The 25082-nt window shown below is 60.4% G+C and carries 20 protein-coding genes and 1 pseudogene; 16 read left to right on the top strand and 5 right to left on the bottom strand.

Annotation, left to right across the window (positions count from 1 at the left end; all coding sequences use genetic code 11):
* The first annotated feature begins 22 nt into the window (after nt 1–22).
* The 8 genes from mrdA (at nt 23) to lipA (ending at nt 8588) form a co-directional block, all read left to right on the top strand.
* On the top strand, nt 23–1939 hold the full coding sequence (gene mrdA, locus ACTG20_RS06725; RefSeq protein WP_139409045.1) for a penicillin-binding protein 2: 1917 nt from the start codon (nt 23–25) through the stop codon (nt 1937–1939).
* Entirely contained in the window at nt 1932–3035 is a 1104-nt protein-coding gene (gene rodA / locus ACTG20_RS06720; RefSeq protein WP_194495497.1) for a rod shape-determining protein RodA, read from the top strand. Before mrdA ends, rodA begins: the two co-directional genes overlap by 8 nt.
* Nucleotides 3035–4033 (top strand): lytic murein transglycosylase B, encoded by a 999-nt coding sequence (gene mltB, locus ACTG20_RS06715; protein WP_194495498.1) that lies wholly within the window; start codon nt 3035–3037, stop codon nt 4031–4033. The genes rodA and mltB overlap by 1 nt, the downstream gene beginning before the upstream one ends.
* A complete protein-coding gene (locus ACTG20_RS06710) occupies nt 3975–4946 on the top strand; it encodes a septal ring lytic transglycosylase RlpA family protein (RefSeq protein ID WP_194495499.1) in 972 nt (323 codons plus the stop codon). Before mltB ends, ACTG20_RS06710 begins: the two co-directional genes overlap by 59 nt.
* Before the next feature lie 186 nt (nt 4947–5132).
* Entirely contained in the window at nt 5133–6329 is a 1197-nt protein-coding gene (locus ACTG20_RS06705) for a D-alanyl-D-alanine carboxypeptidase family protein (protein ID WP_005335176.1), read from the top strand.
* A 292-nt stretch (nt 6330–6621) separates the two neighbouring features.
* Complete coding sequence (ybeD, locus tag ACTG20_RS06700) at nt 6622–6885, top strand: DUF493 family protein YbeD (RefSeq protein ID WP_005335178.1); 264 nt, start codon at nt 6622–6624, stop codon at nt 6883–6885.
* Nucleotides 6886–6948: 63 nt separating this feature from the next.
* Entirely contained in the window at nt 6949–7626 is a 678-nt protein-coding gene (gene lipB / locus ACTG20_RS06695) for a lipoyl(octanoyl) transferase LipB (protein ID WP_194495500.1), read from the top strand.
* Nucleotides 7623–8588, top strand: a complete 966-nt coding sequence (lipA, locus tag ACTG20_RS06690; RefSeq protein ID WP_193860147.1) for a lipoyl synthase — start codon at nt 7623–7625, stop codon at nt 8586–8588. Before lipB ends, lipA begins: the two co-directional genes overlap by 4 nt.
* 107 nt (nt 8589–8695) lie before the next feature.
* Here lipA and ACTG20_RS06685 read toward each other — a convergent pair whose 3' ends face one another.
* Both ACTG20_RS06685 and ACTG20_RS06680 read right to left on the bottom strand, forming a co-directional pair.
* Nucleotides 8696–9256, bottom strand: coding sequence for an NUDIX domain-containing protein (locus tag ACTG20_RS06685; protein ID WP_139742395.1), 561 nt, complete (start codon nt 9254–9256; stop codon nt 8696–8698).
* A 7-nt stretch (nt 9257–9263) separates the two neighbouring features.
* Nucleotides 9264–10064 carry a DUF2989 domain-containing protein gene (locus tag ACTG20_RS06680; RefSeq protein ID WP_042082765.1) on the bottom strand — a complete coding sequence of 267 codons (801 nt, stop codon included), beginning with the start codon at nt 10062–10064 and terminating at the stop codon, nt 9264–9266.
* A 211-nt stretch (nt 10065–10275) separates the two neighbouring features.
* On the opposite strand from ACTG20_RS06680, the gene ACTG20_RS06675 reads away from it, so the two are divergent.
* Complete coding sequence (locus ACTG20_RS06675; protein ID WP_021229728.1) at nt 10276–11709, top strand: glyceraldehyde-3-phosphate dehydrogenase; 1434 nt, start codon at nt 10276–10278, stop codon at nt 11707–11709.
* A 63-nt stretch (nt 11710–11772) separates the two neighbouring features.
* Nucleotides 11773–12066 carry a YeaC family protein gene (locus ACTG20_RS06670; RefSeq protein WP_042061025.1) on the top strand — a complete coding sequence of 98 codons (294 nt, stop codon included), beginning with the start codon at nt 11773–11775 and terminating at the stop codon, nt 12064–12066.
* Nucleotides 12067–12325: 259 nt separating this feature from the next.
* Here the strand turns inward: ACTG20_RS06670 and ansA are convergent, their stop codons facing one another.
* Nucleotides 12326–13333 (bottom strand): asparaginase, encoded by a 1008-nt coding sequence (gene ansA, locus ACTG20_RS06665; protein WP_042054747.1) that lies wholly within the window; start codon nt 13331–13333, stop codon nt 12326–12328.
* A gap of 446 nt (nt 13334–13779) precedes the next feature.
* Between ansA and gltS the strand changes: the two genes are divergently transcribed.
* Nucleotides 13780–14979, top strand: a complete 1200-nt coding sequence (gene gltS, locus ACTG20_RS06660; RefSeq protein ID WP_194495501.1) for a sodium/glutamate symporter — start codon at nt 13780–13782, stop codon at nt 14977–14979.
* 240 nt (nt 14980–15219) lie between these two features.
* Here gltS and ACTG20_RS06655 read toward each other — a convergent pair whose 3' ends face one another.
* On the bottom strand, nt 15220–17091 hold the full coding sequence (locus ACTG20_RS06655; protein ID WP_194495541.1) for a methyl-accepting chemotaxis protein: 1872 nt from the start codon (nt 17089–17091) through the stop codon (nt 15220–15222).
* A gap of 256 nt (nt 17092–17347) precedes the next feature.
* Here ACTG20_RS06655 and prfB point away from each other — a divergent pair.
* From prfB to ACTG20_RS06630, 5 genes and pseudogenes are all read left to right on the top strand, one after another.
* Nucleotides 17348–18446 (top strand): peptide chain release factor 2 gene (gene prfB, locus ACTG20_RS06650; protein WP_100645262.1). Its coding sequence is split into 2 segments (ribosomal slippage): nt 17348–17422 and nt 17424–18446, totalling 1098 coding nucleotides; the frame shifts between segments, so codons are not numbered across the junction.
* Between the two features lie 16 nt (nt 18447–18462).
* A complete protein-coding gene (gene lysS / locus ACTG20_RS06645; protein ID WP_005335201.1) occupies nt 18463–19998 on the top strand; it encodes a lysine--tRNA ligase in 1536 nt (511 codons plus the stop codon).
* A 211-nt stretch (nt 19999–20209) separates the two neighbouring features.
* Nucleotides 20210–21999 (top strand): annotated as a pseudogene (locus ACTG20_RS06640) (assimilatory sulfite reductase (NADPH) flavoprotein subunit).
* Nucleotides 21999–23723 carry an assimilatory sulfite reductase (NADPH) hemoprotein subunit gene (cysI, locus tag ACTG20_RS06635; RefSeq protein ID WP_194495503.1) on the top strand — a complete coding sequence of 575 codons (1725 nt, stop codon included), beginning with the start codon at nt 21999–22001 and terminating at the stop codon, nt 23721–23723. The pseudogene ACTG20_RS06640 and the gene cysI overlap by 1 nt, the downstream one beginning before the upstream one ends.
* The gene (locus ACTG20_RS06630; protein ID WP_194495504.1) at nt 23713–24507 is read left to right on the top strand and encodes a phosphoadenylyl-sulfate reductase; all 795 of its coding nucleotides are present in this window, start codon (nt 23713–23715) and stop codon (nt 24505–24507) included. The genes cysI and ACTG20_RS06630 overlap by 11 nt, the downstream gene beginning before the upstream one ends.
* Nucleotides 24508–24586: 79 nt before the next feature.
* Here ACTG20_RS06630 and folA read toward each other — a convergent pair whose 3' ends face one another.
* Nucleotides 24587–25078 (bottom strand): type 3 dihydrofolate reductase, encoded by a 492-nt coding sequence (folA, locus tag ACTG20_RS06625; protein ID WP_194495505.1) that lies wholly within the window; start codon nt 25076–25078, stop codon nt 24587–24589.
* Nucleotides 25079–25082 lie beyond the last annotated feature (4 nt).

The raw sequence follows: 25082 nt of genomic DNA, 5'->3' as shown, positions 1-25082 counted from the left end.
CCAAGGGTCTTGAGGTAAAGGCATGCTGAAACAACGCATCGAAATGCGCGATCACAGTGCCGAGGGCAATCTGTTCTTCCGGCGCACCCTGGTAGCCTACATCGGCATCGTCGTGCTGATGCTGGTGCTGCTGGGCAATCTCTATTATCTGCAGGTCGAGTCCTACGACACCTACCAGACTCGCTCCAACTCCAACCGCATCCGCGTGGTGCCGGTGGCGCCGCCACGGGGCCTCATCTATGACGCCAACGGCGTGCTGCTGGCGGAAAACCGCCCGGTCTACAGTCTGGAAATCGTGCCGGAAGAGACCAAAGATCTCGATAAAACCGCCGACCAGCTGATCACCCTGCTGGGTCTGCCGGAGGGCACCAAGGAGAAGTTCCTCGCCGAAGTGAAGCGCCAGCGCCGCTTCAAGCCGGTCCCCCTCTACGAGAAGCTGACCGAATATCAGGTAGCCCTCTTCTCGGTCAATCAGCATAACTACCCGGGCGCCAGCATCGAGGCCTACCTCAAGCGCTACTACCCGTTTGGTGACACCCTCACCCACGCTTTGGGCTATGTGGCCAAGATCAACACCCGTGACGTGGAGCGCCTCGAGAAGGAAGAAAAACTCGCCAACTATGCGGCCACCAAGGATATCGGCAAGCAGGGGGTGGAGAAGTATTACGAAGATGAGCTGCACGGTGTGGCGGGCTATCAGGAGGTCGAGGTGAACAACCGCGGTCGGATTGTCCGCACCCTCAAGTTCCAGCCGCCTATTCCCGGCAAGGATATCTACCTCAATATCGACGTCCGGATGCAGCTCAAGGCTCAGCAACTGCTGGCTGGCCAGCGCGGTGCCATCGTGATGATGGACCCGAGAACCGGCGCCATCATCGCCATGGAGTCGAGTCCGAGCTATGACCCCAACCTGTTCGTGACCGGCATCTCCAGCGCCAACTACTCGGCGCTGCTCAACGATCCGGCGCGGCCGCTGGTGAACCGCACCACTCAGGGCATTTATGCCCCAGCCTCCACCGTCAAACCCATGATGTCGGTGATGGGGCTCAACGAGGGGGCCATTACCCCGGGCTACCGCTATTTCGGCGGCCCGAGCTTCTCTATTCCCGGTACCACCAAGAAGTTTCGCGACTGGCGCCGCTGGGGTCACGGCTGGCTCGATGTCTATCGCGCCATCGAGGTCTCGGCAGATACCTATTTCTACGATCTCGCCTATCGGGTCGGCATCGACAAGATCCACAGCTACATGACCAAGTTCGGCTTCGGTCAGTACAGTGGCGTCGACCTCTATGAAGAGACCAAGGGGGTCATGCCGTCCCGTGACTGGAAAATGGCCCGCTGGCGCCAGCCCTGGTATCAGGGGGACACCATCTCCATCGGTATCGGTCAGGGTTACTGGAGCGCCACGCCAATCCAGCTGGCCAAAGCGATCAGCATCCTGACCCAGAATGGTCACGATGTGACCCCACACCTGCTCAAGAGTACCGCCTCCCAAGCGGGAGTGGTCGATGCACCGATCAACCCGAACATGGCGCTCAAAACCAAGAGCGACAGCTACTGGCAGGTGGCGCGGGAGGGGATGTGGCGAGTGATCAACGGCCACGAAGGTACCGGCCGTCGCGCTTTTGCCAACACCCCCTATGTGGCGGCAGGCAAGTCCGGCACCGCCCAGGTGGTCAACATGAAAGAGAATCAGGTCTACAACGCCAAAACCATGAAAGTGGAGCATCGCGACAATGCCCTGTTTGTCGCCTTTGCCCCCTATGAAACACCCAAGGCAGTCGTGGCGCTGGTGCTGGAGAACGCCGGTGGTGGCAGTACCAATGCGGCCCCCGTTGCTCGCCAGATGCTGGATGCCTATCTGCTGCCCCCTGATCCGCAACTGCCACCGGCACCGGAAAAGCCGTCCCAACCGAGTGAGGTCGCTCCCAATGAGTAATTCTGCCCGCCAGCAGAGCATCTGGTACAAGCTGCATATCGACTTGCCCCTGCTGCTCGGTCTGCTGGCCGTGATGACCCTCTCCATGGTGGTGCTCTACTCCGCCTCCGGTCAGGATATGGACTCTATCATGCGCCAGCTGGTGCGCGGCGGCCTCGCCTTTGCCCTGATGATCGGCCTGGCCCAGCTGCCCCCCTCCCTCTACGCCCGCTGGTCGGTGCCGCTGTTCGCCGTGGTGGTGCTGATGCTGATTGCTGTGGACGTGTTCGGCCACATCGGCAAGGGGGCCCAGCGCTGGCTCGATCTGGGCTTTATGAAGTTCCAGCCCTCCGAGGTGATGAAGCTCTCCATGCCGATCATGGTGGCCGCCTGGCTCAGTCGCCACTCGCTGCCCCCCAAGTTCAGCCATGTGGTGATCGCCCTCATCATGGTGCTGCTGCCCACCCTGCTGATCGCCGCCCAGCCTGACCTTGGCACCTCCATTCTGGTGGCCGCCTCCGGCTTCTTCGTCATCTTCCTGGCGGGGCTCAGCTGGTGGCTGATCGGCTTGGCGGTCCTGCTGATGCTGGCCTTTATGCCGGTGCTCTGGTTCTTCCTGATGCACGACTACCAGCGCCAGCGGGTGCTGATGCTGCTCGACCCGGAGAAAGACCCGCTCGGCCGCGGCTATCACATCATCCAGTCCAAGATTGCCATCGGCTCCGGCGGCGTCTTCGGCAAGGGGTGGCTGCAAGGGACCCAGTCCCAGCTGGAGTTCCTACCCGAGCGCCATACTGACTTCATCTTCGCGGTATTCAGCGAGGAGTTCGGTCTGGTGGGGGTTGCCCTGCTGCTGGTGCTCTACCTCTACGTCATCAGCCGCTGTCTGTTTATCTCGATGCAGGCCCAGAACAGCTTCGAGCGACTGCTGGGCGGCGCCATCACCCTCACCTTCTTCGTCTATGTGTTCGTCAACATGGGCATGGTGAGCGGCATCTTGCCGGTGGTGGGGGTACCCCTGCCGCTGGTGAGCTATGGCGGCACCTCCATGGTGACCCTGATGGCCGGATTCGGTATCCTGATGTCCATCCAGACTCATAGAAGACTGCTCGCCTGATGAGACGGGTCGGATTGCTGCTCTTTCTCGCCACCACGATGGCGACCGCCGCTGTGGCGCCGGATCGGTTGGCCCTGCTCGCCGACCAGCAGCAGGTGCCGCTGGCGGAGTTGCAGGCCGCCGTCGCCCGCGCCCAGTTACGGCAGGAGGTGCTCGACACCATCAGCAAGCCGTGGGAGGCCAAACCCTGGCATCGCTACCGGCCGCTGTTCGTTACCACGGATCGCATCCGTGATGGCCAGCAGTTCTGGCAGCAACATGCCGAGACACTGGCCCGCGCTGAGCAGACCTATCGGGTGCCCGCCTCGCTCATCGTGGCCATCATAGGGGTAGAAACCTTCTATGGTCGCCAGATGGGCCGTCATCCGGTGCTCGATAGCCTCTACACCCTGGGATTTCACTACCCCGAGCGGGCCGACTTCTTTGCCAAGGAGTTTGCCCAGCTGGTGGTGCTGGCCAAAGAGGAAGGGTGGCAACTCGATGCCCTCAAGGGCTCCTATGCCGGCGCCATGGGGATGGGGCAGTTCATGCCCTCCAGCTACCGCCACTACGCCGTCGATTTTGACGGGGATGGCAAGCGGGATCTGTTTGCCAACCCGGTCGATGCCATCGGCAGCGTGGCCAACTATTTTGCCAGCCACCAGTGGCGCTGGGGCGAATCCGTGGTGGAACCGGCACAGATCGGGTTGATGGCAGTCGAACCTCTACTCAGGCCTGAGCCCGAGTTAACACAACAGTGGTCAGAATTGGCGGCGGCAGGGATTGAGCTCGCCACGCCGCTGGCCCCACAGACGCCGGTCAAGTTGCTGGCGTTTGCCCGAGCCGATGGACCGGAATACTGGGTCGCACGGCATAACTTTTATGTGATCACCCGTTACAATCGCAGCCCACTCTATGCGATGGCGGTGTATCAACTTAGCCAAGCCATTCAGGAAGCGTATGCATCTTCGTCACAAACTCCTCCCGCTCAGCCTGAGCTTGTTGCTGGCCGCCTGTAGCAGCCAGCCGGAACAGAGCGCCCCCGTAGAGCCACAAGCACCGGTCAGCAAGCCACCCGTTATCGAGATCCCGCAAGCCACCGGCGCCATTCCGCGCCCCGAGCCCCTGAGTGCCAGCGGCAACCGGGACTACTGGATCGGCAAGCAGAAGCACGAGGTGTGGCGCGACATCAAACACTACAGCGAAGAGGGCACCGCCAGCTGGTTGTCGCCGGATCTGGACGGCCAGAAGACCGCCAACGGCGATGTGCTGGACAGCAAGCTGTTCAGTGCCGCCCACCGCAACCTGCCCATCCCGAGCTATGTGAGGGTCACCAATCTGGACAACGGGCTGGAGACCATAGTGCGGGTCAATGACCGCGGCCCGTTTGACAGCAGCCGCCTCATCGACCTCTCCTACGCAGCGGCCAAGCAGCTGGAGATGGTCGATAGCGGTGAGGCCCGAGTACGGCTGGAGCTGATCAGCGACACCCCGGATCAGATGGTGATCATGGAGCCGATGAAGCCCATCGAGATGACCCCGACCACTCCGGCTGCGGCCTCCAACACGCTGTCGCAAGATGGCTTCCTGGGTGAACCGACCGCACTGGCGATGGCCACTCCCGCCGCCGATCCGGCTCCTGTCAAGGCACCCGCCGCCAAAGCGGCACCTGTCAAGCCAGCACCAGCCAAGGCTGCAGCACCCGCCAGCAGTGGGGATGGCAAGATGATCCAGGTACTGGCCAGCGGCTCCCGGGATCGGGCCGAGGCGATGGGCAAGGTGATGACCCAGCGTTACGGCGTGCCCTACCGGATCGATGCCCATGGCGCCATTTTCCGGGTGCTGATTGGCCCGGTCGCCGCCGACCAGCAGGCAAGTGTGCTGGAAAAAGTACGTCAGGGCGGGCTGGAACAGGCCTTTATCGTGCCCTGATCGCCCCCTTTTGCCGCGGATGTGACTAACCGCTTACTCACTGTCATCACGTCGTTTTATGGCGTGATGACAGGGAGTGATGGATAAAAAACCAGTTCTGATCGCCATCTCGGGCTATAACCTGCGGGCGCATCTGGTATAGTTAGGCCCGCATTTTATCCCCATCTGGCTCGCAGGAATTTCAAGATGTCCAAATTTGCCCGTTCAGTTCTTCTGGCCTCACTGATCAGCGTAACCGCCCAGGCCAATACGCCGGTGCCGACACCGACCCCGAATGCCATGCCCATGGTGGTTCCCGCCGCGCCGGAGATCTCCGCCAAGGCCCATATTCTGATCGACTACTACTCAGGTCAGGTGCTGGCCGAGCAGAACGCCGAAGAGCGTCTGCCGCCTGCCAGTCTGACCAAGATGATGACCTCCTACATCATCGGCCAGGAGCTGCTGAAGGGGAACATCAAGCGCACCGACATGGTGACCATCAGCCAGAACGCCTGGTCCAAGAACTACTCCGACTCCTCCAAGATGTTTATCGAGGTGGGCAAGCAGGTCTCCGTCGATGATCTCAACAAGGGCATCATCATCCAGTCCGGCAACGACGCCTGTGTCGCCATGGCTGAGTTCCTGGCAGGCAGCACCGACTCCTTCGCCAGCCTGATGAACAGCTGGGCCGCCAAGCTCGGCATGAATGACAGCCACTTCATGAACCCGCACGGTCTGGATGCGGAAGGTCACTACAGTACCGCTCACGACATGGCCCGTCTGGGTCAGGCGCTGATCCGCGACCTGCCGGAGGAGTACAAGATCTACTCCCAGAAATCCTTCGTCTTCAACGGCATCACCCAGCACAACCGCAACCGCCTGCTGTGGGATCAATCCCTGCAGGTGGATGGCATCAAGACCGGCCACGTCAGCCAGGTCGGCTATAACCTGGTCTCCTCTGCCACCAACAACGAAGGCATGCGCCTGATCGCCGTGGTACTGGGCGCCAGCAGCGAAGCCTCCCGCGCCGCCGAGAGCAAAAAACTGCTCACCTATGGCTTCCGCTTCTTCCAGAGCCTGACCCCGTACAAGGCAGGCACCGAGCTGGTCACCCAGAAGATCTGGATGGGCGACAAACCGGAAGTGAAACTGGGCGTCGACAAAGATGTCTCCGTGCTGGTCACCCGCGGTCAGGGCAACAACCTGAAGGCTGACTTCCAGCTCGACAGCGAACTCAAAGCGCCGCTGGCCAAGGGGCAGCGCGTCGGTACCGTGTTCCTGAAGCAGGGTGACAAAGAGATCAAGCAGGTGCCGCTGGTCGCCCTGGAAGAGGTGCAGGAAGGTGGCTTGATGAGCCGTCTGTGGGACTACCTGGTACTGCTGGTCACCAGCTGGTTCAAGTAATCCAACGCACAATCCTCACCAAACAGCGGCGCCAACAGGCGCCGCTGCTGTCTGTGACGGACAAAGGCAGTGAATAACCCTGTAAACTGCAGGTTCCGCCTCACCCTGATTTGTGGTAAAAAGCAGCACTTCCATCCTTGTCTGACCGATCCTGGCCTTGATCCCGGTCCGGGCAGCGCCCATATAGTTATGAGCCGTGCCCATATAGACTTGAAATGGCGGCCTCCACGGGCCATCGGCCACTAGCCATCCAAGATGAAGTCATCCCGGTGATGACGCAAAAGGTGAGTAAATGAATACCAAGTTTGATGAACTGCTGGAGTTTCCCTGCAAATTCCCGTTCAAGGTACTCGGCGTTGCCGACCCGGCACTGCCGGAAATGGTGGTTGAAGTGCTGCAGCAGCACGCCCCCGGCACCTACAGCCCGACAGTCCAGCCCAGCTCCAAGGGCAACTACCACTCGGTCCGCGTGACCGTGACTGCCCAGAGCAAAGAGCACATCGAAGCGATGTATCACGCCCTTGGCAAGATCGAGCTGGTGAAATACGTACTGTAATTTCTCTCTCGCCCCGTTCTGCGGGGCGACTGTTTTTGGCCATTGAGCCGCCGTGAGGAAGCCATGTCATCCGGGATCCCCGCCCAGAACACGCTTATCGTCAGACATCTGGGTCGCCGCCCCTACCAGCCGGTATGGGACGCCATGAAAGCCTTCACCGACAACCGCACCGGCGACACCCCGGACGAGTTCTGGGTGGTCGAACACGACCCCGTCTACACCCAGGGCCAGGCCGGCAAGGCCGAACACCTGCTCAATCCGGGCAATATCCCGGTGGTGCAGAGCGATCGCGGCGGTCAGGTGACCTATCACGGCCCGGGCCAGCTGGTGCTCTACGTACTGGTGGATGTCCGCCGCTGCAAATTCTCGGTTCGCGAGCTGGTGACCGCGCTGGAGACAGCCATCATCAATACCCTCGCCAAAAGCGATATCCAGGCTTATGCCAAGGCCGATGCCCCCGGGGTCTATGTGAAAAATGACCTTGGCATGGAGGCAAAACTGGCCTCGCTGGGTCTGCGCATCCGCAAGGGGTGCTCGTTCCACGGGCTGGCCCTCAACATCAACATGGACATGACCCCCTTCCTGCACATCAATCCGTGCGGCTATGCGGGCATGGCCATGACCCAGACCAGCGCCCTGGGCGGCCCGCAGAGCGTGGCCGAGGCGCAATCCATTCTGGTGGCCGAGCTGGCCCGCCTGATTGGCTATCAAACAATAACAAACACCGAGAGTGAATCATGAGCAAACCCGTTCGTATGGAGCCGGGCGTCAAGCTGCGCGATGGCGACAAGATGGCCCTGATCCCGGTGAAATTCATGCCGGATCCCAACGAAGAACTCCTTCGCAAGCCGGACTGGATGCGGATCAAGCTGCCCCCCTCCAGCCAGAAGATCGAACACATCAAGAGCACCTTGCGCAAGAACAAGCTGCACTCGGTCTGTGAAGAGGCCTCCTGCCCCAATCTGGCGGAGTGCTTCAACCACGGCACCGCCACCTTCATGATCATGGGCGCCATCTGCACCCGTCGCTGCCCTTTCTGCGACGTGGCCCACGGCCGCCCGCTGGCACTCGATCCGGAAGAGCCGAAGAAGCTGGCGATGACCATCAAGGAGATGAACCTCAAGTATGTGGTGATCACCTCGGTGGACCGCGACGATCTGCGCGACGGCGGTGCCCAGCACTTCGCCGACTGCATCCGCGAGATCCGCGAGCACAGTCCGCAGACCCGCATCGAGATCCTGACTCCGGATTTCCGTGGCCGGATGGAGCAGGCGCTGGAGGTGTTCCGAGAGACCCCGCCGGACGTCTTCAACCACAACCTGGAAACTGCGCCGCGCATGTATCGCGTCGCCCGCCCAGGTGCCGACTACAAGTGGTCGCTGGAGCTGCTGCGCCGCATCAAGGAGATGCACCCCCACGTGCCGACCAAATCCGGTCTGATGATGGGCCTTGGCGAGACCAACGAAGAGATCGTCGAGGTGCTCAAGGATCTGCGCGCCCACGGCGTCAACATGCTGACCCTGGGTCAATATCTGCAGCCGAGCCGCCACCACCTGCCGGTCAAGCGCTACGTGCCGCCAGCAGAGTTTGACGAGCTTAAAGATGTCGCCATGGAGCTGGGCTTTACCCACGCCGCCTGTGGTCCTTTCGTTCGCTCTTCCTACCATGCTGATCTGCAAGCCAAGGGCGAAGAGGTCAAATGATCTCGTACGACAGGGAGGCCAAATAACCGCCACCCTCGCAATGAAAAAGAGCGCCTATTGGCGCTCTTTTTATTGGTATCACTGACAGTTGCAGCTTGATGTACTCATCAGCCGTGGTCGAAGATCCCCTGTTGATGCCAGCGTTGCAGCTGGGCCAGCACCTGGGTCTCTCGCGCCGTCCACTGGGGACAGGGCCCCGCCAGCTGGGTCTTGTTGGTCTGCAGCGCCTCGTCGAGGGCAAACCAGCCGGGCACGAAGCCAAGGCGGATCTCGTAGGGCTGCGGCTGCGGGGCCACCAGCTGATCGCCAATCCGGCACAAGTAGTAGAGCGAGCGGATGCAGTAGGCATCGAACCCCGGCTCGCGGGCGGCGCGATATTCACGGGTCTCGCCAAGCAGGCCCCCCACTTCCCGCAGCTCGGCACCGCACTCCTCCAGCAGCTCGCGAGCGAGCGCCACATGGTGGCTCTCCCCCGCTTCAATGCCGCCCCCGGGGAACATCAGATCGCCGTTGACCCGGGAGTGAACGAGCAGCAGCTCATCGCCACGGGGCACCACGGCACGCACCGTGAGGCGCTCAAGCGTGCGGCCATCGGTACGCACCTCGCCATGAACGAAAGAGAGATCGAACGGATTGGGCCAGCAGCTGGCCGGAGAGAACGTCGTCATCACTGCCTCAGGGCCGGTAGTTGCCATGCTTGAGCTGCTCGACAATTTCGGCAGCCCGCACATCGTAACCATCCTGCTCTGTCTTGCTCAGGGTGTGGTAAATGCCAAAACGCTTGGCTGAGACCTCGGGGCTATCCTGAAACGATTCGCTCACCTTGCCCCACAGATAGGCCAGCCCATACTGTTTCTGGCCCATATAGAGGGTGCTGAGGGAGGTGAACATGCGGCTGTTGACCTTGTCCCCCTCCTGATAGAGGGAGAGCCCGTGCTGCAGGGTGGCAATGGCCTTTTCGGGGTCACTCTTGGCGTAGATACCGCCAAGTGCCAGTTGCAACTCGGGTTCATCCAGCGCCTTGGTGCCTTCCAGCGCCATAAACTGCTGACGAGCCAGCTCGTTGGTGTTGTTGGTCCAGTGCCAGAGCAGCAGGTAGGGATCTTGCGAATTGCGGGTCGCGGCATCGAGCTGGGCCAACTGATCCCCGGCCGCCAGCATGCCCTCGACCCGTGGACTCTTCTGCTCGCGGGCATTCTTGTATTCAATGCTGGTGGAGCGCTCGGCACATTTGAGATAGCGCTCAAGGTTACGCATCAGCTCGTACTTGCGCCGATCCGTCCCCTCCTCCTTGAGATAGAAGCGACTGCGGATCACATCGGTACGCTCGTAGCGACACCAGCCATCGTCCACCAGATCCTGGCAGAGCTCGGGATGATTGCCACAGATGTTGTGGATCCGATCGTCATTGCAGCCAGCCACGGCAAGGCCGACTGAAAGCATGATGAAGGTCTGTCGCAGGGGGAAATTGGCCATGGTTCACATCTTGTTGGTAACGCGGATTGGTAACAACTGGCGCCTTTACGGGCCACCTCCGGCTAGCAAACCGGTTACATATCCATTACAATGCGCGCGCCATATAAGGCCGCGATTGCAGAATAATATAACGAAATATACACCCCTACACTGATCTGCATTCGACGATTTTTCTATTTACACCAACAACGTGAAATAAAGGATCTGGTCAATGACCCACGAGCACTACTTGCAAGCGTGGCAGGAGAGCCAGGAGCTCGCCGAAGCCATGCAGCCCTTGATTGGTCGCCTCTACCGACAACAAGGGGTCGAGATCACCCTCTACGGCCGCCCGCTGCAAAACGCCTCCACCATCGATATCCTCAAGGCCCACCGGGTCGTCCGCCGCCACCAGGGCGCTCCCCTCCCCATCCAGCAAAGCTTCCCCCTGCTTCAGGCCATCGTTGCCCTCAAACCCACCGCCGCCGAGGTAGACCTTGGCAAGCTGGCAGTCGGCTACTGGCAGGATCATCAGGATGAGGCGGGGATCGAGGACTATCTGCAAGCGCGACTGGCACCAGCCCTTGGCCGCAGCCAGATGCCGCAGCCGACCGACGTGGTGCTCTACGGCTTTGGCCGTATCGGCCGCCTGCTGGCCCGCCTGCTGATCGAGCGTACCGGCGCTGCCAATCCGCTGCGCCTGCGCGCCATCGTGGTACGCGGTGGTCGCGACGGGGATCTGGAAAAACGCGCCAGCCTGCTGCGCCGCGACTCGGTGCACGGTCCCTTCAACGGCTCCATCGAGGTGGATGTGGAGCGCAGCGCCATCATCGCCAACGGCACCTTCATTCAGGTGATCTACGCCAATAGCCCGGCCGACATCGACTACACCGCTTACGGTATTCACGATGCGCTGATCGTCGACAACACCGGCGTCTGGCGTGACGAGGCAGGCCTCTCCGAGCACTTGAAGGCGCGCGGTGCCGGCAAGGTGCTGCTGACTGCCCCCGGCAAAGGGGAGATGAAAAACGTGGTGTTCGGGGTCAACCATGAGGTGATAGGCCCGGATGACAGGATCATCTCCGCTGCCTCCTGTACCACCAACGCCATCACCCCGGTGCTCAAGGTAATGCAGGAGCGGTTCGGCATCCGCCACGGCCACGTGGAGACGGTCCACTCCTACACCAACGATCAGAACCTCATCGATAACTATCACAAAGGCGAGCGCCGCGGTCGCAGCGCAGCCCTCAATATGGTGATGACCAGCACCGGCGCCGCCAAGGCGGTGGCCAAGGCGCTGCCCGAACTCAAGGGCAAGCTGACCGGCAACGCCATCCGGGTGCCGACCCCCAACGTGTCGCTGGCGATTATCAATCTGTCGCTGGAGCAGGCCACCGATCGGGAGAGCCTCAACGCCTATCTGCAACAGATGGCGTTAAGCTCGGCCCTCCATCGCCAGATCGATTTCAGCGCCAGCACCGAGCTGGTCTCCTCCGACATGGTAGGCTCCCGTTATGCGGGCATCGTAGACTCCCAGGCGACCATCGCCGAGGGAGATCACTGCGTGCTCTACGTATGGTATGACAACGAGTTCGGGTACAGTTGTCAGGTAGTGCGGGTGATGGAGCAGATGGCTGGCGTAGTCCGCCAAGATCTACCGGCATAGCCCGCCAGGATCTGCCGGGCTGACCCCGAAGTTTATGGCTCAATAGTTCAAGGAGAAGGCCGGATGTCGTTTCAACAGGGTGAATTTTTACAAGCAATCAGGCAGATGCCACAAGAGGTGTACGAGCGGCTCAAGACCGCAGTCGAGCTGGGCAAGTGGCCCGATGGCAAGCCCCTGACCGACGAGCAGAAGGCCACCTCCCTGCAAGCCGTGATGGCCTGGCAGGCGATGCATCTCGACAACCCCGAGCACATGAACATAGGTCGTGACGGCGAGATTGTGATGAAGAGCAAGAGCGAGCTCAAGCGTCAGTATCGCGACGAGGAAGAGATAGTGCGGGTCGACCTCAACCACTGAACCTGATCCGGCAGGCCGCTCGCAGCGGCCACAGCAGAGAGGGGAGCCATGATGGCTCCCCTCTTTCCTATCGATGCCGGGTGACTCATCCCCCTCATCCCCAACCCTTCTCCCGCCAAGGGGAGAAGGGAGCAGGCTCGCACCTGCGAACAGTGAACGGGCCACCTGCCAACGCTCTTCATGGCAAGCCTCGCGGCCAACCGCACCTCGAGCTATCCCCTCTCCCGCCGGGAGAGGGTTAGGGTGAGGGGGAAACCAGTCAGGGAGTCAGCTCCCCTCGCAGCGACTGCTGCATCAGCTCGCGAATGCGGTGGGAGGGCAAGTCTTGGCTCAACAGGAAGTGCAGCTTGGTGAGTGCAGCCTCGGCGGTCATGTCAAAGCCCGAGATCACCCCGGCCCGCGACAGGGCGTTGCCGGTAGCATAACCCCCCATATTGACCTTGCCGTGCAGACACTGGCTCAAGTTGACGATGATGACGCCGCGGGCCGATGCCTCGGAAAGCAGCGCCAGCATGGCCGGGTTTTGCGGCGCATTGCCGACCCCGAATGACAACAGGATCAGCGCCTTCACCGGCTGTTGCAGGATATTGGCGATCACCTCACTGGAGATCCCCGGATAGAGGGTCACCACGCCGATCGGCTGGGGGGTAATGTCGTGCAGCACCAGCGGCCGTGCGGAGGGCACACCCAGCTCACCCGCTTCCAGCGAGATGGCGATCCCGGCGTTGAGCAACGGCGGATAGTTGGGGGAGTCGAAGGCGTGGAAGCCGTCGGCGTGCACCTTCTTGCTACGGTTGCCGCGATAAAGCTGGTTGTTGAAGAACAGCGTCACCTCGTGGATCGGGTAGTTGGCCGCGATATAGAGGGCGTTGAGCAGATTCTGCTGACCGTCGGAGCGCAGCTCGGCGAGCGGGATCTGGGAGCCGGTGATGATGACCGGCTTGTGCAGATCTTCCAGCATGAAAGAGAGCGCCGAGGCGGTAAACGACATGGTGTCGGTGCCATGCAGGATCACGAAACCATCGTATTTCTCGTAGTTGTCGCGAATATCCTCGGCGATACGCTGCCAATCCGCCGGGGTCATGTCGGAGGAGTCGATGAGGGGCGCATATTCGTGGATATGGTAATCCGGCATCTCGGGGCGGTGAAACTCGGGCATCCGCGCCAGACAGTCTTCCATAAAGCCCGCCATCGGCACGTAGCCGTGATCGGAACGCTGCATCCCAATGGTGCCGCCTGTGTAGGCAATGTAGATAGACTTCTTCACACCCTCTCCTCTTGATGAAGTGAACACCGCCGGAACATGAACCATGTCGGGGTGAACCACAATGTCAACGCCCGCCAGCGCCTCTGCGTGCAGCGGAAACCGGCGAATTATAGAGACTGGCGCCCTAAATGACAGCCGTTCCATGCACCCTTTTCGGCTTTTCTGCCCTCTACCTACATAGTGTCAAATGTCACAATAAACCACTAAAACGAGCATTAATACGACAAAGATGGAATTAAACGATGCTTTTTGCTACAATCCGCCGGATTTTACTAAAATCTCATCTGGATGCCTGAGCATTTCAGGCCCGCACAAGCCCCATCTTTCCTGGGGCGGGGAGATGTTTCCCCTTCTTTGCTGGCACATAAGCCACACTGTTTTCATCCCGGCTGAATCTGTAAGTCTTTTGCTATGAAAGACACAGCCAATCAACATGGGAGTACTGAATGTTACAACTTGATTCCTACGCAACGCTGGTCGCTGCCACTCTGGTATTGCTGCTTGGCCGGGTGTTGGTTACCCGAGTCGGGCTGCTGCGTACCTTCAACATCCCCAAACCGGTAGCCGGCGGCCTGGTGGTCGCGCTGGTACTGCTACTGCTGCGCTCCACCCTGCAGATGGATCTGCAATTTGATACCAGCCTGCAAACCCCGCTGATGCTGGCCTTCTTCGCCTCCATCGGTCTCTCCGCCGATCTCGCCAGCCTGAAACGCGGCGGCAAGGCGGTGGTTACCTTCCTGATGGTGGTCACCGGCCTGCTGCTGGTGCAAAACAGTCTGGGTGTCGGTCTGGCGACCCTGCTCGGTCTGGATCCCCACATGGGGCTGCTGGCCGGCTCCATCACTCTCTCCGGCGGCCACGGCACCGGAGCGGCCTGGAGTGCCACCTTCTCCGAGAAGTACGGCGTGCAATCCGCCGCTGAGCTCGCCATCGCCTGTGCCACATTCGGTCTGGTGCTGGGCGGCCTGATTGGCGGCCCGGTGGCTCGCTATCTGGTGAAGAAAGTGCAGGTGCCCGGTGAGGAGCACAATCAGGATGAGGCCCCCCAGGGCTTCGAAATGCCGGATATGGAGCGCCCCCTCACCACTTTCAGCGTCATCGAAACGCTGGCATTGATCGCCATCAGCCTCAAGGGCGGCGAGCTGCTCTCTGCTTCCCTCAAAGGGGGCGCCTTCGAACTGCCGATCTTTGTCTGCGTGCTGTTTGTCGGCGTGCTGCTGCGCAACGTGCTGACCCTGCTGAACTGGCATGAGGTGAGCGATCGAGAAGTCTCCCTGCTGGGCAACGTCAGCCTGTCGCTGTTCCTCGCCATGGCACTGATGAGCCTGAAACTGTGGGATCTGGCCAGCCTTGCTCTGCCCATCTTCATCCTGCTGGCCGCCCAGACCGTGGCGATGGCGCTCTACGCCATCTTCGTCACCTTCCGGGTGATGGGCAAAAATTACGATGCGGCCGTACTGGCGGCAGGTCACTGCGGCTTTGGCCTGGGGGCCACCCCGACCGCGATTGCCAACATGCAGGCCATCACCCAGCGCTTCGGTCCCTCCCACCTGGCGTTTCTGGTAGTGCCCATGGTGGGCGCCTTCTTTATCGACATCATCAACGCCATGGTGATCAAGCTGTTTATGGCGATGCCATTCCTGTAATTCCCTTTCCGTCAGACGTATATGATCAGAGCCCACCTTTCGGTGGGCTCTTTGTTTGTTCTCTACTCGCCAGCTGATGCAGGCAGAGCCGTGGCACGTATCCGGCACCAAGGTGACCCGCGAGCAACCTAGACAGCCCGAAATCACCAAGCCCACACTCCCCCCGAACAACAAAAAGCCCCGCACTCGACAGAGGGCGGGGCTTGATTATGTCAGCCGGAACAGGCCGAGAGTTGCACGTTACAGGATAAAGGTCGACACCTGCTGGTTCAGGTCAGCAGCACGCCCTTTGAGGCTGTGGGCCTGATCCAGGTCGCGCATGGCGGATGCGGTGATCTCGTCACTCACATCCTTGATGGCGGTGGTGTTCTGGGTGATCTCGCCGGTCACCTGAGTCTGCTCCTCGGCGGCGGTGGCGATCTGACCCGCCATGTCGGAGATGAGGGAGATGGCGCTGGTGATCTCTTCCAGTGCGCGTACCGCCTGATCCGCATCCTGCACGCTGTTGTCCGCCAGCCCCTGACTGGTCTGCATCAGGCTCACCGCGCGGGCAGTGGTCTGTTGAAGGGTCTCGATGGTGGACTGGATCTGCTGGGTGGAGTCCTGAGTACGGCGCGACAGCACCCGCACCTCGTCAGCTACCACCGCAAAACCACGCCCCTGCTCACCGGCACGGGCCGCTTCGATGGCCGCGTTCAGCGCCAGCAGGTTGGTCTGCTCGGCAATCCCCTGAATGGTGGAGAGGATGCTGGTGATGGCCTGCGCGTGGCGGCTCAGCTCACCGATCACCTCGGTCGCCTGCCCTACCTCTTCGGCCAGACCATTGATGGACTGGCGGGTCTTGTTGACCAGCATCTTGCCCTGCTCACTGCTCTGGGCAGATTGCTGGGCAGCGGCAGCGGTGTTCTCGGCGTTACCGGCGATCTCCATGGTGGCGCTCGCCATCTCGGTGACCGCAGTGGCGACCATGGTCACCTCCTGCTGCTGACGCTGCAACTCGTCCACCGCGGCCTGGTTGGTCACCAGACTGCGCTCGGCATCGGCGTTCAACTCGTTGGCCAGCTGACGGATATTGCCGATCAGCTGATGCTGACTGCCGACGAAACGGTTGAAGCTGTTGGCCAGTTGGCCCACTTCGTCGTTGGCGTCGATCTTGATGCGCTGGGTCAGATCGCCGTTACCATCGGCAATGCGGGCCAGTGCCTGGGAGACCTTGGTGAGCGGGCCAAGCAGCATACTGACCAGCCAGGAGATAGCGAGGATGCTGCCCACCAGCACCAGCAGCGCCATCCCCAGCTGGGTCATCAGCAGGGAGGAGAGCGGCGCTTCCAGCGCGGCCTTGTCCAGCACCAGCACCAGATCCCAATCCGTGTCGGGGATATCAGCCGCCCACAGCAGCTTGTCACGACCTTCGTTGTCGAAGTAGGCCGGCACCAGATCCTTGCTCGACTTGCTCTGCTCGATCAGCGCATTGGTCAAATCGTTGTCGATCTCGCTGGCCGGTTTCATCGCCTTGGCGGCATCCTTGTAGGCGATGATGGTGCCATCCTTGTGCATCATGATGGCGAAACCATCGGCAGGCAGTTGCATCTTGGTCACGTCTTCCACCAGCGAGGCGATGGAGAGGTCACCACCGACTACCCCGCCAGAAACCGGCTGGGCCAGGGTCACCACCATGATGTTGTAAGCAACATCGAGATAGGGTTTGGTGACAATCAGGCCACCTTTGCTCATCGCCTCCTGATACCAACCACGAGAGCGCGGGTCGTAACCATCGCGGTTGATGGAGGGATCGGAGTCATTCATCTTGCCGCTGCTCTCACCGAAATAGGTGAGCTGGAAACGGCCGGAGACTTGTGCCTGTTGCAAGGCATTGAGGGGGTCGGCACCGGCCTTGCTGCCGAGCGCCTGGATCACGTCGCGACGGGCTGCGAGCCAGTCGCTGACACGCTCGGCCTGCTGGGTACCCAGCCGTTGCAACTGCTCCTGGCTGCCTTGCAGCAACAGGGACTTCTGGCTGCTATAGCTCTGCCAGGAGAGCAACAAAATCACCAACGAAAGGGCGATCACCACTGACAACAGTATCTTCTGCTTGAGTGACAGGTTTTTCATCATGTGTTCTTCTTATTGAGGTGAGGAGCGGGTTTTTCCCTAAATTGCACAACACTACACGTAGTCATTAGCGACCCGAATGGCCAAAACTGAACCTGAAAATGGGTCGGCGGGCGATATTTTCTACCGAGGTGGAGAAAAGTGCACCAGAAATTGACGGCATGAGCCGCACAAGCCAAGGCAACCCTGTTTATTCCTTCCACAATTGGCTAGAATATCCCGTTTTTAAATCACATCGACCCTGAGAGTTTTCACGATGTTCGAAGTTAATCCCGTATTAAATAAACTTAAGGAGCTGTCTGAGCGGACCGAGCTTCTTAGGGGGTACCTTTGACTATGACGCCAAGAAAGAGCGTCTAGAAGAGGTCAACGCCGAGCTGGAACAGCCGGACGTATGGAATGAACCCGAGCGCGCACAGGCGCTGGGCAAAGAGCGCGTTGCGCTGGAAAACGTGGTCGGTACCATCGACACCCTGACCCAGGGCGTGGATGACGTCGAGATGCTGGTGAGCCTGGCCGTGGAAGGGGAAGACGAAGAGACCTTCAACGAAGCCATCGCCGAATCCGAACAGCTGGAAGCCAAGCTGGTGGATCTCGAGTTCCGCCGCATGTTCTCCGGTCAGCACGACGGCTCCGACTGCTATATCGATATTCAATCCGGCTCCGGTGGTACCGAAGCACAGGATTGGGCCAACATGGTACTGCGCATGTACCTGCGCTGGGGCGATGCCCACGGCTACAAGCCCGAGCTGATTGAATGCTCCGAAGGCGACGTGGCTGGTATCAAATCCGCCACCATCAAGTTCACCGGCGAATATGCGTTCGGCTGGCTGCGTACCGAAACCGGCGTACACCGTCTGGTTCGCAAGTCCCCGTTCGATTCCGGTGGCCGTCGTCACACCTCCTTCTGTTCTGTGTTCGTCTACCCCGAGATCGACGACGATATCGATATCGAGATCAACCCGGCGGATCTGCGGATCGACGTCTACCGTGCCTCCGGTGCCGGTGGTCAGCACGTTAACCGAACCGAATCCGCGGTGCGTATTACCCACGTTCCGACCGGTGTCGTGGTACAGTGCCAGAACGACCGTTCCCAGCACAAAAACAAAGACCAGTGTATGAAGCAGCTGAAAGCCAAGCTCTACGAGCTGGAAATTCAGAAGCAGAACGCTGAGAAACAAGCCCTGGAAGAGACCAAGTCTGATATCGGTTGGGGCAGCCAGATCCGTTCCTATGTGCTGGATGACTCCCGTATCAAGGATCTGCGCACCGGCGTCGAAACCCGTAATACCCAATCGGTGCTCGACGGTGACTTGGACAAGTTTATCGAAGCCAGCCTGAAATCAGGTCTGTAAACAAGCAGGAATCACCATGTCTGAACAAACCATCACTCCGGAAGTCGACCAAACTCTCGAACTTAACAACGAGATGACCGAGCGTCGTTCCAAGCTGGCCGCCCTGCGCGCCCAGGGTAATCCTTTCCCCAACGACTTCCGTCGCGACAGCCTCTCTGGCGATCTGCACGCAGAGTTCGACGACAAAAGCGCCGAGGAGCTGACGAGCCTGGGTAAACGGGTGAAGATTGCCGGTCGCATCATGACCCGCCGGATCATGGGCAAGGCTTCTTTCGCCACCCTGCAGGACATGGCCGGCAAGATCCAGGTCTACGTCACCCGTGACGACCTGCCGGAAGGTTTCTACAACGAGCAGTTCAAGAAGTGGGATCTGGGCGACATCGTGGGTGTCGAAGGTACCCTGTTCAAGACCCAGACCGGTGAGCTCTCCGTTCACGTTTCCGATATCCGCCTGCTGACCAAGGCGCTGCGTCCGCTGCCCGAGAAGCACAAAGGCCTGACCGACCAGGAAGCTCGCTGCCGCCAGCGCTACCTGGATCTGATCGCCAACGAAGAGTCTCGCAAGACCTTCATGATCCGCACCCAGGTGGTTGCCGGTATCCGCAAGTTCTTCAACGAAAAGCGCTTCATGGAAGTGGAAACCCCGATGATGCAAGTCATCCCGGGTGGTGCCTCCGCGCGTCCGTTCGTCACTCACCACAATGCGCTGGACATCGACATGTACCTGCGTATCGCTCCGGAGCTCTACCTGAAGCGTCTGGTGGTTGGTGGTTTCGAGCGTGTCTACGAGATCAACCGCAACTTCCGTAACGAAGGTATCTCGGTGCGTCACAACCCCGAGTTCACCATGATCGAGTTCTACATGGCCTACGCCGACTACATCGATCTGATGGACCTGACCGAAGAGCTGCTGCGCACCCTGGCGCAGGACATCCTGGGCGACACCAAGATCCGTTACGCCAAAGAGGGCGAAGAGGGCCTGACCATCGATTTCGGTCAGCCGTTCCAGCGCCTCACCATGGTCGAGTCCATCCTGAAGTTCAATCCGGATGTGACCCTGGATGATCTGGCTACCCTCGAGAGCGCCAAGGCCGTTGCCAAGCGTCTGCACATCGAGCTGATGAAGGGTTGGGAGCTGGGCCACGTGATCACCGCGATCTTCGAAGAGACCGTGGAGCACATGCTGCTGCAACCGACCTTCATCACCGAGTACCCGGCTGCCGTTTCTCCGCTGGCTCGCCGCAACGACGTGAACCCGGACGTAACCGACCGCTTCGAATTCTTCATCGGTGGCCGCGAGCTGGCCAACGGCTTCTCCGAGCTGAACGATGCAGAAGATCAGGCCAAGCGCTTCCAGGATCAGGTTGATCAGAAAGAAGCTGGCGACGACGAAGCCATGTTCTACGACGCAGACTTCGTCACCGCACTGGAACACGGCCTGCCGCCGACTGCCGGTCAGGGTATCGGTATCGACCGTCTGGTCATGCTGTTCACCAACAGCCACACCATCCGTGACGTTATTCTGTTCCCTGCCCTGCGTCCGCAGAAGTAAGGCCCACAGAAGCCAGCTAAATCCCTTGGGTCAATCCCGAGCGTGATAGCCCATAAAAACGCCCCGCGACTGCGGGGCGTTTTTCTATCTCCTTTACCGCCAAATCACTTTATAAATTCAATAATGGAATAAAGAAGATATTTTTATTCTTTGTTGTTAGCCAACACGCCCTTTAATCTGGCCAAAAATCAGACCATGGAAGACGCGTGTGATGCAATTGAAGGATTCCCCATTCAACCTCTCCCCCTCTCTGACGAGCAGCAACGTCAGTTGGGTCAGGTACTCTCGACCCTCAATACCCAGCAACTGGCCTGGGTGAGCGGATATCTCTACGGCCTCTCCCAGAGCGGTCACCAGAACGTTGCAGCCAGCGCCGCCGTGGCTGCGCCCAGCGGCAGCCTGACCATTCTCTACGGCTCCCAGACAGGCAACGCCAAAGGCGTCGCCAATGCCATCAAGGCGCAGGCCGAGGCCCGCGGTCTACCGGTCACCCTAGCGTCGATGGCCGACTACAAACCCAAGCAGCTCAAGAAAGAGAGCCACCTTCTGGTGGTAGTGAGCACTTACGGGGAGGGTGAACCGCCGGAGAGCGCCGTCGATCTGTTCGATCAGCTTAAAAAAGGCAAGATTGGCAAGCTGGACGGGCTCAAGTTCGCAGTGCTGGGGCTGGGTGACAGCTCCTACGAATTTTTCTGCCAGACCGGCAAAGATTTTGACGACTTTCTCACCAAAGCAGGGGCCGAACGCATTTATGAGCTCGCGAGCCTCGATGTTGATTATCAGGATGCGGCCAAGAGTTGGGGCGAGCAGGCACTCAATGCCATTGCCGCGACCCTCTCTATCGGTGCTGCCGGCAGCAGCGTAGCCAGCGCGGTGCAGCAGGCGGTTGGCCACAGCCAATACAGCAAGGAGAACCCCTTCCCTGCCCGCCTCTCGGTCAATCAGAAGATCACCGGCCGGGATTCCACCAAGGATATCCGCCATATCGAGATCAATCTGGCCGACTCCGGCCTCACCTATCAGCCGGGGGATGCCCTCGGTGTCTGGTTCGACAATGACGCCGAACTGGTGGGCGAAGTGCTGGCCCTGACCGGCCTCTCTGGCGATGAAGCCACGGCCCACGGCACCTTGCGCGCTGCCCTGACCGGTCACTTCGAACTGACCCGGCTGCACGGCGGCTTTATCACAGGGCTCGCTGACATATCGGATAATGCGGCGCTGAAAGATCTGGCTGGCGACAAGGCCCAGGTCAATGCACTGGTCGCCTCTGCCCAAGTGGTGGATGTACTGAAACGCTTCCCGACCGCCCTCACGGCCGAGCAGCTGGTTGGCCTGCTGCGACCCCTCACCCCGCGCCTCTACTCCATCGCCTCCGCCCAGAGCGAGGTGGAAGAGGAGGTGCACCTGACCGTCGGCGTGGTGCGCTATCCACAGGAAGATGGCACAGTGCGCAGCGGCGCCGCCTCCTCCTATCTGGCAGATCGGCTGATTGAGGATGGCGAGGTGCGGGTATTCGTGGAGCACAACGACAACTTCCGCCTGCCGCAAAACCCCGACACCCCCGTCATCATGGTGGGCCCGGGCACCGGCATCGCCCCGTTCCGCGCCTTTATGCAGGAGCGGGAAGCTCAGGGCGCGAAAGGCAAGAACTGGCTCTTCTTCGGCAACCCCCACTTTACCCAGGATTTCCTCTATCAGGTGGAGTGGCAGCGTTATGTGAAATCGGGGCTGCTGTCGAAGATCTCCCTGGCCTTCAGCCGGGATCAGGCCAACAAGATCTATGTGCAGGACCGCCTGCGCGAGGCAGGGCTTGAGCTCTACCAGTGGCTGGAAGCAGGCGCTCACTTCTATGTGTGTGGCGACGCCAACAAGATGGCCAAGGATGTGCAGGAGGCCCTGCTGGATGTGATTGCCGAACACGGCCACAAGAGCCGTGAGGAAGCAGAAGAGTATTTGAGCGAATTGCGTCGTGCCAAACGTTATCAAAGGGATGTCTATTGATGAGCAAACAACCTCTTTCTCACCCAAAAGCGGGACCGGTCGAAGGGCCGCTGGCCGACAACGAGCGCCTCAAGCGCGAGAGCAACTTCCTGCGCGGCACCATTGAGCAGGATCTGCAGGACCCGCTCACCGGCGGCTTCAACGGCGACAACTTCCAGCTGATCCGCTTTCACGGCATGTACCAGCAGGATGACCGCGACATCCGCCCGGAGCGCGCCGCCCAGAAGCTGGAGCCGCTGCACAACGTCATGCTGCGTGCCCGCCTGCCGGGTGGGATCATCACCCCGGCCCAGTGGCAGATCATCGACAAGTTCGCCGAAGAGCACAGCCTCTACGGCAGCATCCGCCTGACCACCCGTCAGACCTTCCAGTTCCACGGGGTATTGAAGCGCGACATCAAGCTGATGCACCAGACCCTCAACAGCACCGGTATCGACAGTATTGCCACCGCGGGCGACGTGAACCGCAACGTGCTCTGCACCAGCAACCCAGTGGAGTCCGAGCTGCATCAGGAGGCCTACGAGTGGGCCAAGAAGATCTCCGAGCATCTGCTGCCCAAGACCCGCGCCTACGTGGAGATCTGGCTGGACGGTGAAAAACTGGGGCAGGACGAGGAGCCGATCCTGGGTTCCAACTACCTGCCGCGCAAATTCAAGACCACTGTGGTGATCCCGCCTCACAACGACGTGGATATCCACGCCAACGATCTCAACTTCGTGGCGATTGCCGAACACGGCAAGCTGGTGGGCTTCAACGTGCTGGTGGGCGGTGGCCTGGCCATGACCCACGGCGACACCAGCACCTATCCACGCAAGGCCAGCGACTTTGGCTTTATTCCGCTCTCCCACGTGCTGGAGGTGGCGGCCGCCGTCGTCAGCACCCAGCGCGACTGGGGCAACCGGGTCAATCGCAAGAACGCCAAGACCAAGTACACCCTCGAACGTGTTGGCGTCGAAGCGTTCAAGGCCGAGGTGGAGAGCCGTGCCGGTATCCAGTTTGGCGAAGTGCGTCCCTATGAGTTCACCAGCCGTGGCGATCGCTTCGGCTGGGTCGAAGGGATTGACGGCAAGCACCACCTCACCCTGTTTATCGAGAATGGGCGCCTGCTGGACTTCCCGGGCAAGCCGCTCAAAACCGGCATGCTGGAGATCGCCAAGGTACATCAGGGGGATTTTCGCCTGACCGCCAACCAGAACCTGATCATCGCGGGCGTCCCGACTGGCGAGAAGGCCCGTATCGAAGGGCTGGCACGCCAGTACGGCCTGCTGGATGACGGCGTCAGCGAGCAGCGCAAGCAGTCGATGGCCTGCGTCGCCCTGCCTACCTGCCCGCTGGCGATGGCCGAGGCGGAGCGCATGCTGCCTGCTTTCGTCACCGAACTTGAAGAGCTGCTGGCCAAACACGAGCTGGCGAACGATGCCATCGTCTTCCGGGTCACCGGCTGCCCCAACGGCTGCGGCCGCGCCATGCTGGCGGAAGTGGGTCTGGTGGGCAAGGCGCCTGGCCGCTACAACCTCCATCTGGGGGGCAACCTGGAAGGCACCCGCATTCCGCGCCTCTATCAGGAGAACATCACCGAGCAGCAGATTTTGGCCGAACTGGACGCGCTGATCGGCCGCTGGGCCACCGAGCGCAATCAGGGTGAGTGCTTCGGCGACTTCGTGATCCGGGTTGGGGTGATTGCCCCCGTTATCGATTCTGCGAGGGACTTCTATGCCGCTTAATCTGCCGCTTAATGTCACTGAAGATGGCCGCCTTGACCTGCAGGCACTGCTGGCCCTCGGCCGTGAGGAGCAAGTCGAGGCACTCGCGCCCCTCAACCGCGAGCTGGATACCATGAGTGCCTCCGAGCGGGTGCGCTGGGCCCTGGCCAATCTGCCGGGGGAGCATGTGCTCTCATCCAGTTTCGGCATTCAGGCGGCGCTGATGCTCCATCTGGTAAGCCGCGAGCGGGCCGACGTGCCGGTAGTGCTGACCGATACCGGTTATCTCTTCCCGGAGACCTACCGCTTTATCGACGAGCTGACCGAGCGCCTCGCGCTCAACCTGAAGATCCACCGGGCCGAGCTCAGCCCGGCCTGGCAGGAGGCGCGATTTGGCCTCCTGTGGGAGCAGGGGGTGGAGGGGATTACCCGCTACAACCAGCTCAATAAGGTGGAGCCGATGGACCGCGCCCTGCGCGAGCTGGGGGCCCAGACCTGGTTCTCCGGCCTGCGCCGGGAGCAGTCCGGCAGCCGTGGCAAGCTGCCGGTGCTGGGCATCCAGCGCGGCCGCTTCAAGTTCCTGCCGGTGATCGACTGGAGCAACAAGGACGTCTACTACTACTTCAAAGAGTTCGACCTCCCCTACCACCCGCTGTGGGAGCAAGGTTATCTCTCGGTGGGCGATGTCCACACCACCGCCAAGTGGGAACCGGGCATGAGCGAGGAGCAGACCCGCTTCTTCGGCCTCAAGCGCGAGTGCGGTTTGCACGAGGAAAATGGCGAGAACGACGGCTCAGGCATCTAATCCCGTCTTGAAAACGCAACCGAACAACAAGGGCATCCGAAGATGCCCTTGTTGTTATTTGCCCATTAGCATTCGTCCGTCAGCGGCGCTGCCAGGTCTCGAAGCTATAGGGGTGCGGGTTCTTCTCATCGGCAGGGTGGCTCTCGCAATCAACGCGTTGCCACTGACCATCGTCAAAAGCAGGGAAGCGGGTATCCCCCTCCACCGCCAGATCGATGCGGGTCAGGTAGAGACAATCCGCGCTCGGCAACATCTCGGCATAGAGATGACCACCACCGATCACCATCAACTCCTCCACCGAGCTGCCTGCCAACAGCGCCAGCGCCGCCTCGACGGAGCCCACCACCTCAATGCCCTCGGCCTGATAATTGGGATTGCGGCTGATCACCAGATTGCGCCGTCCGGGCAGCGGTCGACCGATGGATTCGAAGGTCTTGCGCCCCATCAATACCGGTTTACCGAGGGTGACACGCTTGAAGTGAGCCAGATCGGCAGGCAGATGCCAGGGCATCTGGTTGTCCTTGCCGATCACCCTGTCGTGGGCCATGGCGGCAATCATGGAAATCTTCATGGGG

It is taken from the genome of Aeromonas sp. 84A, from assembly GCF_051919345.1.
Lineage (GTDB): Bacteria > Pseudomonadota > Gammaproteobacteria > Enterobacterales > Aeromonadaceae > Aeromonas > Aeromonas veronii.
Note: the sequence above shows the minus strand (reverse complement) of the source record. Positions and strands in the feature narration are given on the sequence as shown.

Coding starts and splice junctions, on each gene's coding strand:
- mrdA (WP_139409045.1), top strand. CDS start 23: ATGCTGAAACAACGCATCGAAATGCGCGATCACAGTGCCGAGGGCAAT.
- rodA (WP_194495497.1), top strand. CDS start 1,932: ATGAGTAATTCTGCCCGCCAGCAGAGCATCTGGTACAAGCTGCATATC.
- mltB (WP_194495498.1), top strand. CDS start 3,035: ATGAGACGGGTCGGATTGCTGCTCTTTCTCGCCACCACGATGGCGACC.
- ACTG20_RS06710 (WP_194495499.1), top strand. CDS start 3,975: ATGCATCTTCGTCACAAACTCCTCCCGCTCAGCCTGAGCTTGTTGCTG.
- ACTG20_RS06705 (WP_005335176.1), top strand. CDS start 5,133: ATGTCCAAATTTGCCCGTTCAGTTCTTCTGGCCTCACTGATCAGCGTA.
- ybeD (WP_005335178.1), top strand. CDS start 6,622: ATGAATACCAAGTTTGATGAACTGCTGGAGTTTCCCTGCAAATTCCCG.
- lipB (WP_194495500.1), top strand. CDS start 6,949: ATGTCATCCGGGATCCCCGCCCAGAACACGCTTATCGTCAGACATCTG.
- lipA (WP_193860147.1), top strand. CDS start 7,623: ATGAGCAAACCCGTTCGTATGGAGCCGGGCGTCAAGCTGCGCGATGGC.
- ACTG20_RS06685 (WP_139742395.1), bottom strand. CDS start 9,256: ATGACGACGTTCTCTCCGGCCAGCTGCTGGCCCAATCCGTTCGATCTC.
- ACTG20_RS06680 (WP_042082765.1), bottom strand. CDS start 10,064: ATGGCCAATTTCCCCCTGCGACAGACCTTCATCATGCTTTCAGTCGGC.
- ACTG20_RS06675 (WP_021229728.1), top strand. CDS start 10,276: ATGACCCACGAGCACTACTTGCAAGCGTGGCAGGAGAGCCAGGAGCTC.
- ACTG20_RS06670 (WP_042061025.1), top strand. CDS start 11,773: ATGTCGTTTCAACAGGGTGAATTTTTACAAGCAATCAGGCAGATGCCA.
- gltS (WP_194495501.1), top strand. CDS start 13,780: ATGTTACAACTTGATTCCTACGCAACGCTGGTCGCTGCCACTCTGGTA.
- ACTG20_RS06655 (WP_194495541.1), bottom strand. CDS start 17,091: ATGAAAAACCTGTCACTCAAGCAGAAGATACTGTTGTCAGTGGTGATC.
- lysS (WP_005335201.1), top strand. CDS start 18,463: ATGTCTGAACAAACCATCACTCCGGAAGTCGACCAAACTCTCGAACTT.
- cysI (WP_194495503.1), top strand. CDS start 21,999: ATGAGCAAACAACCTCTTTCTCACCCAAAAGCGGGACCGGTCGAAGGG.
- ACTG20_RS06630 (WP_194495504.1), top strand. CDS start 23,713: ATGCCGCTTAATCTGCCGCTTAATGTCACTGAAGATGGCCGCCTTGAC.
- folA (WP_194495505.1), bottom strand. CDS start 25,078: ATGAAGATTTCCATGATTGCCGCCATGGCCCACGACAGGGTGATCGGC.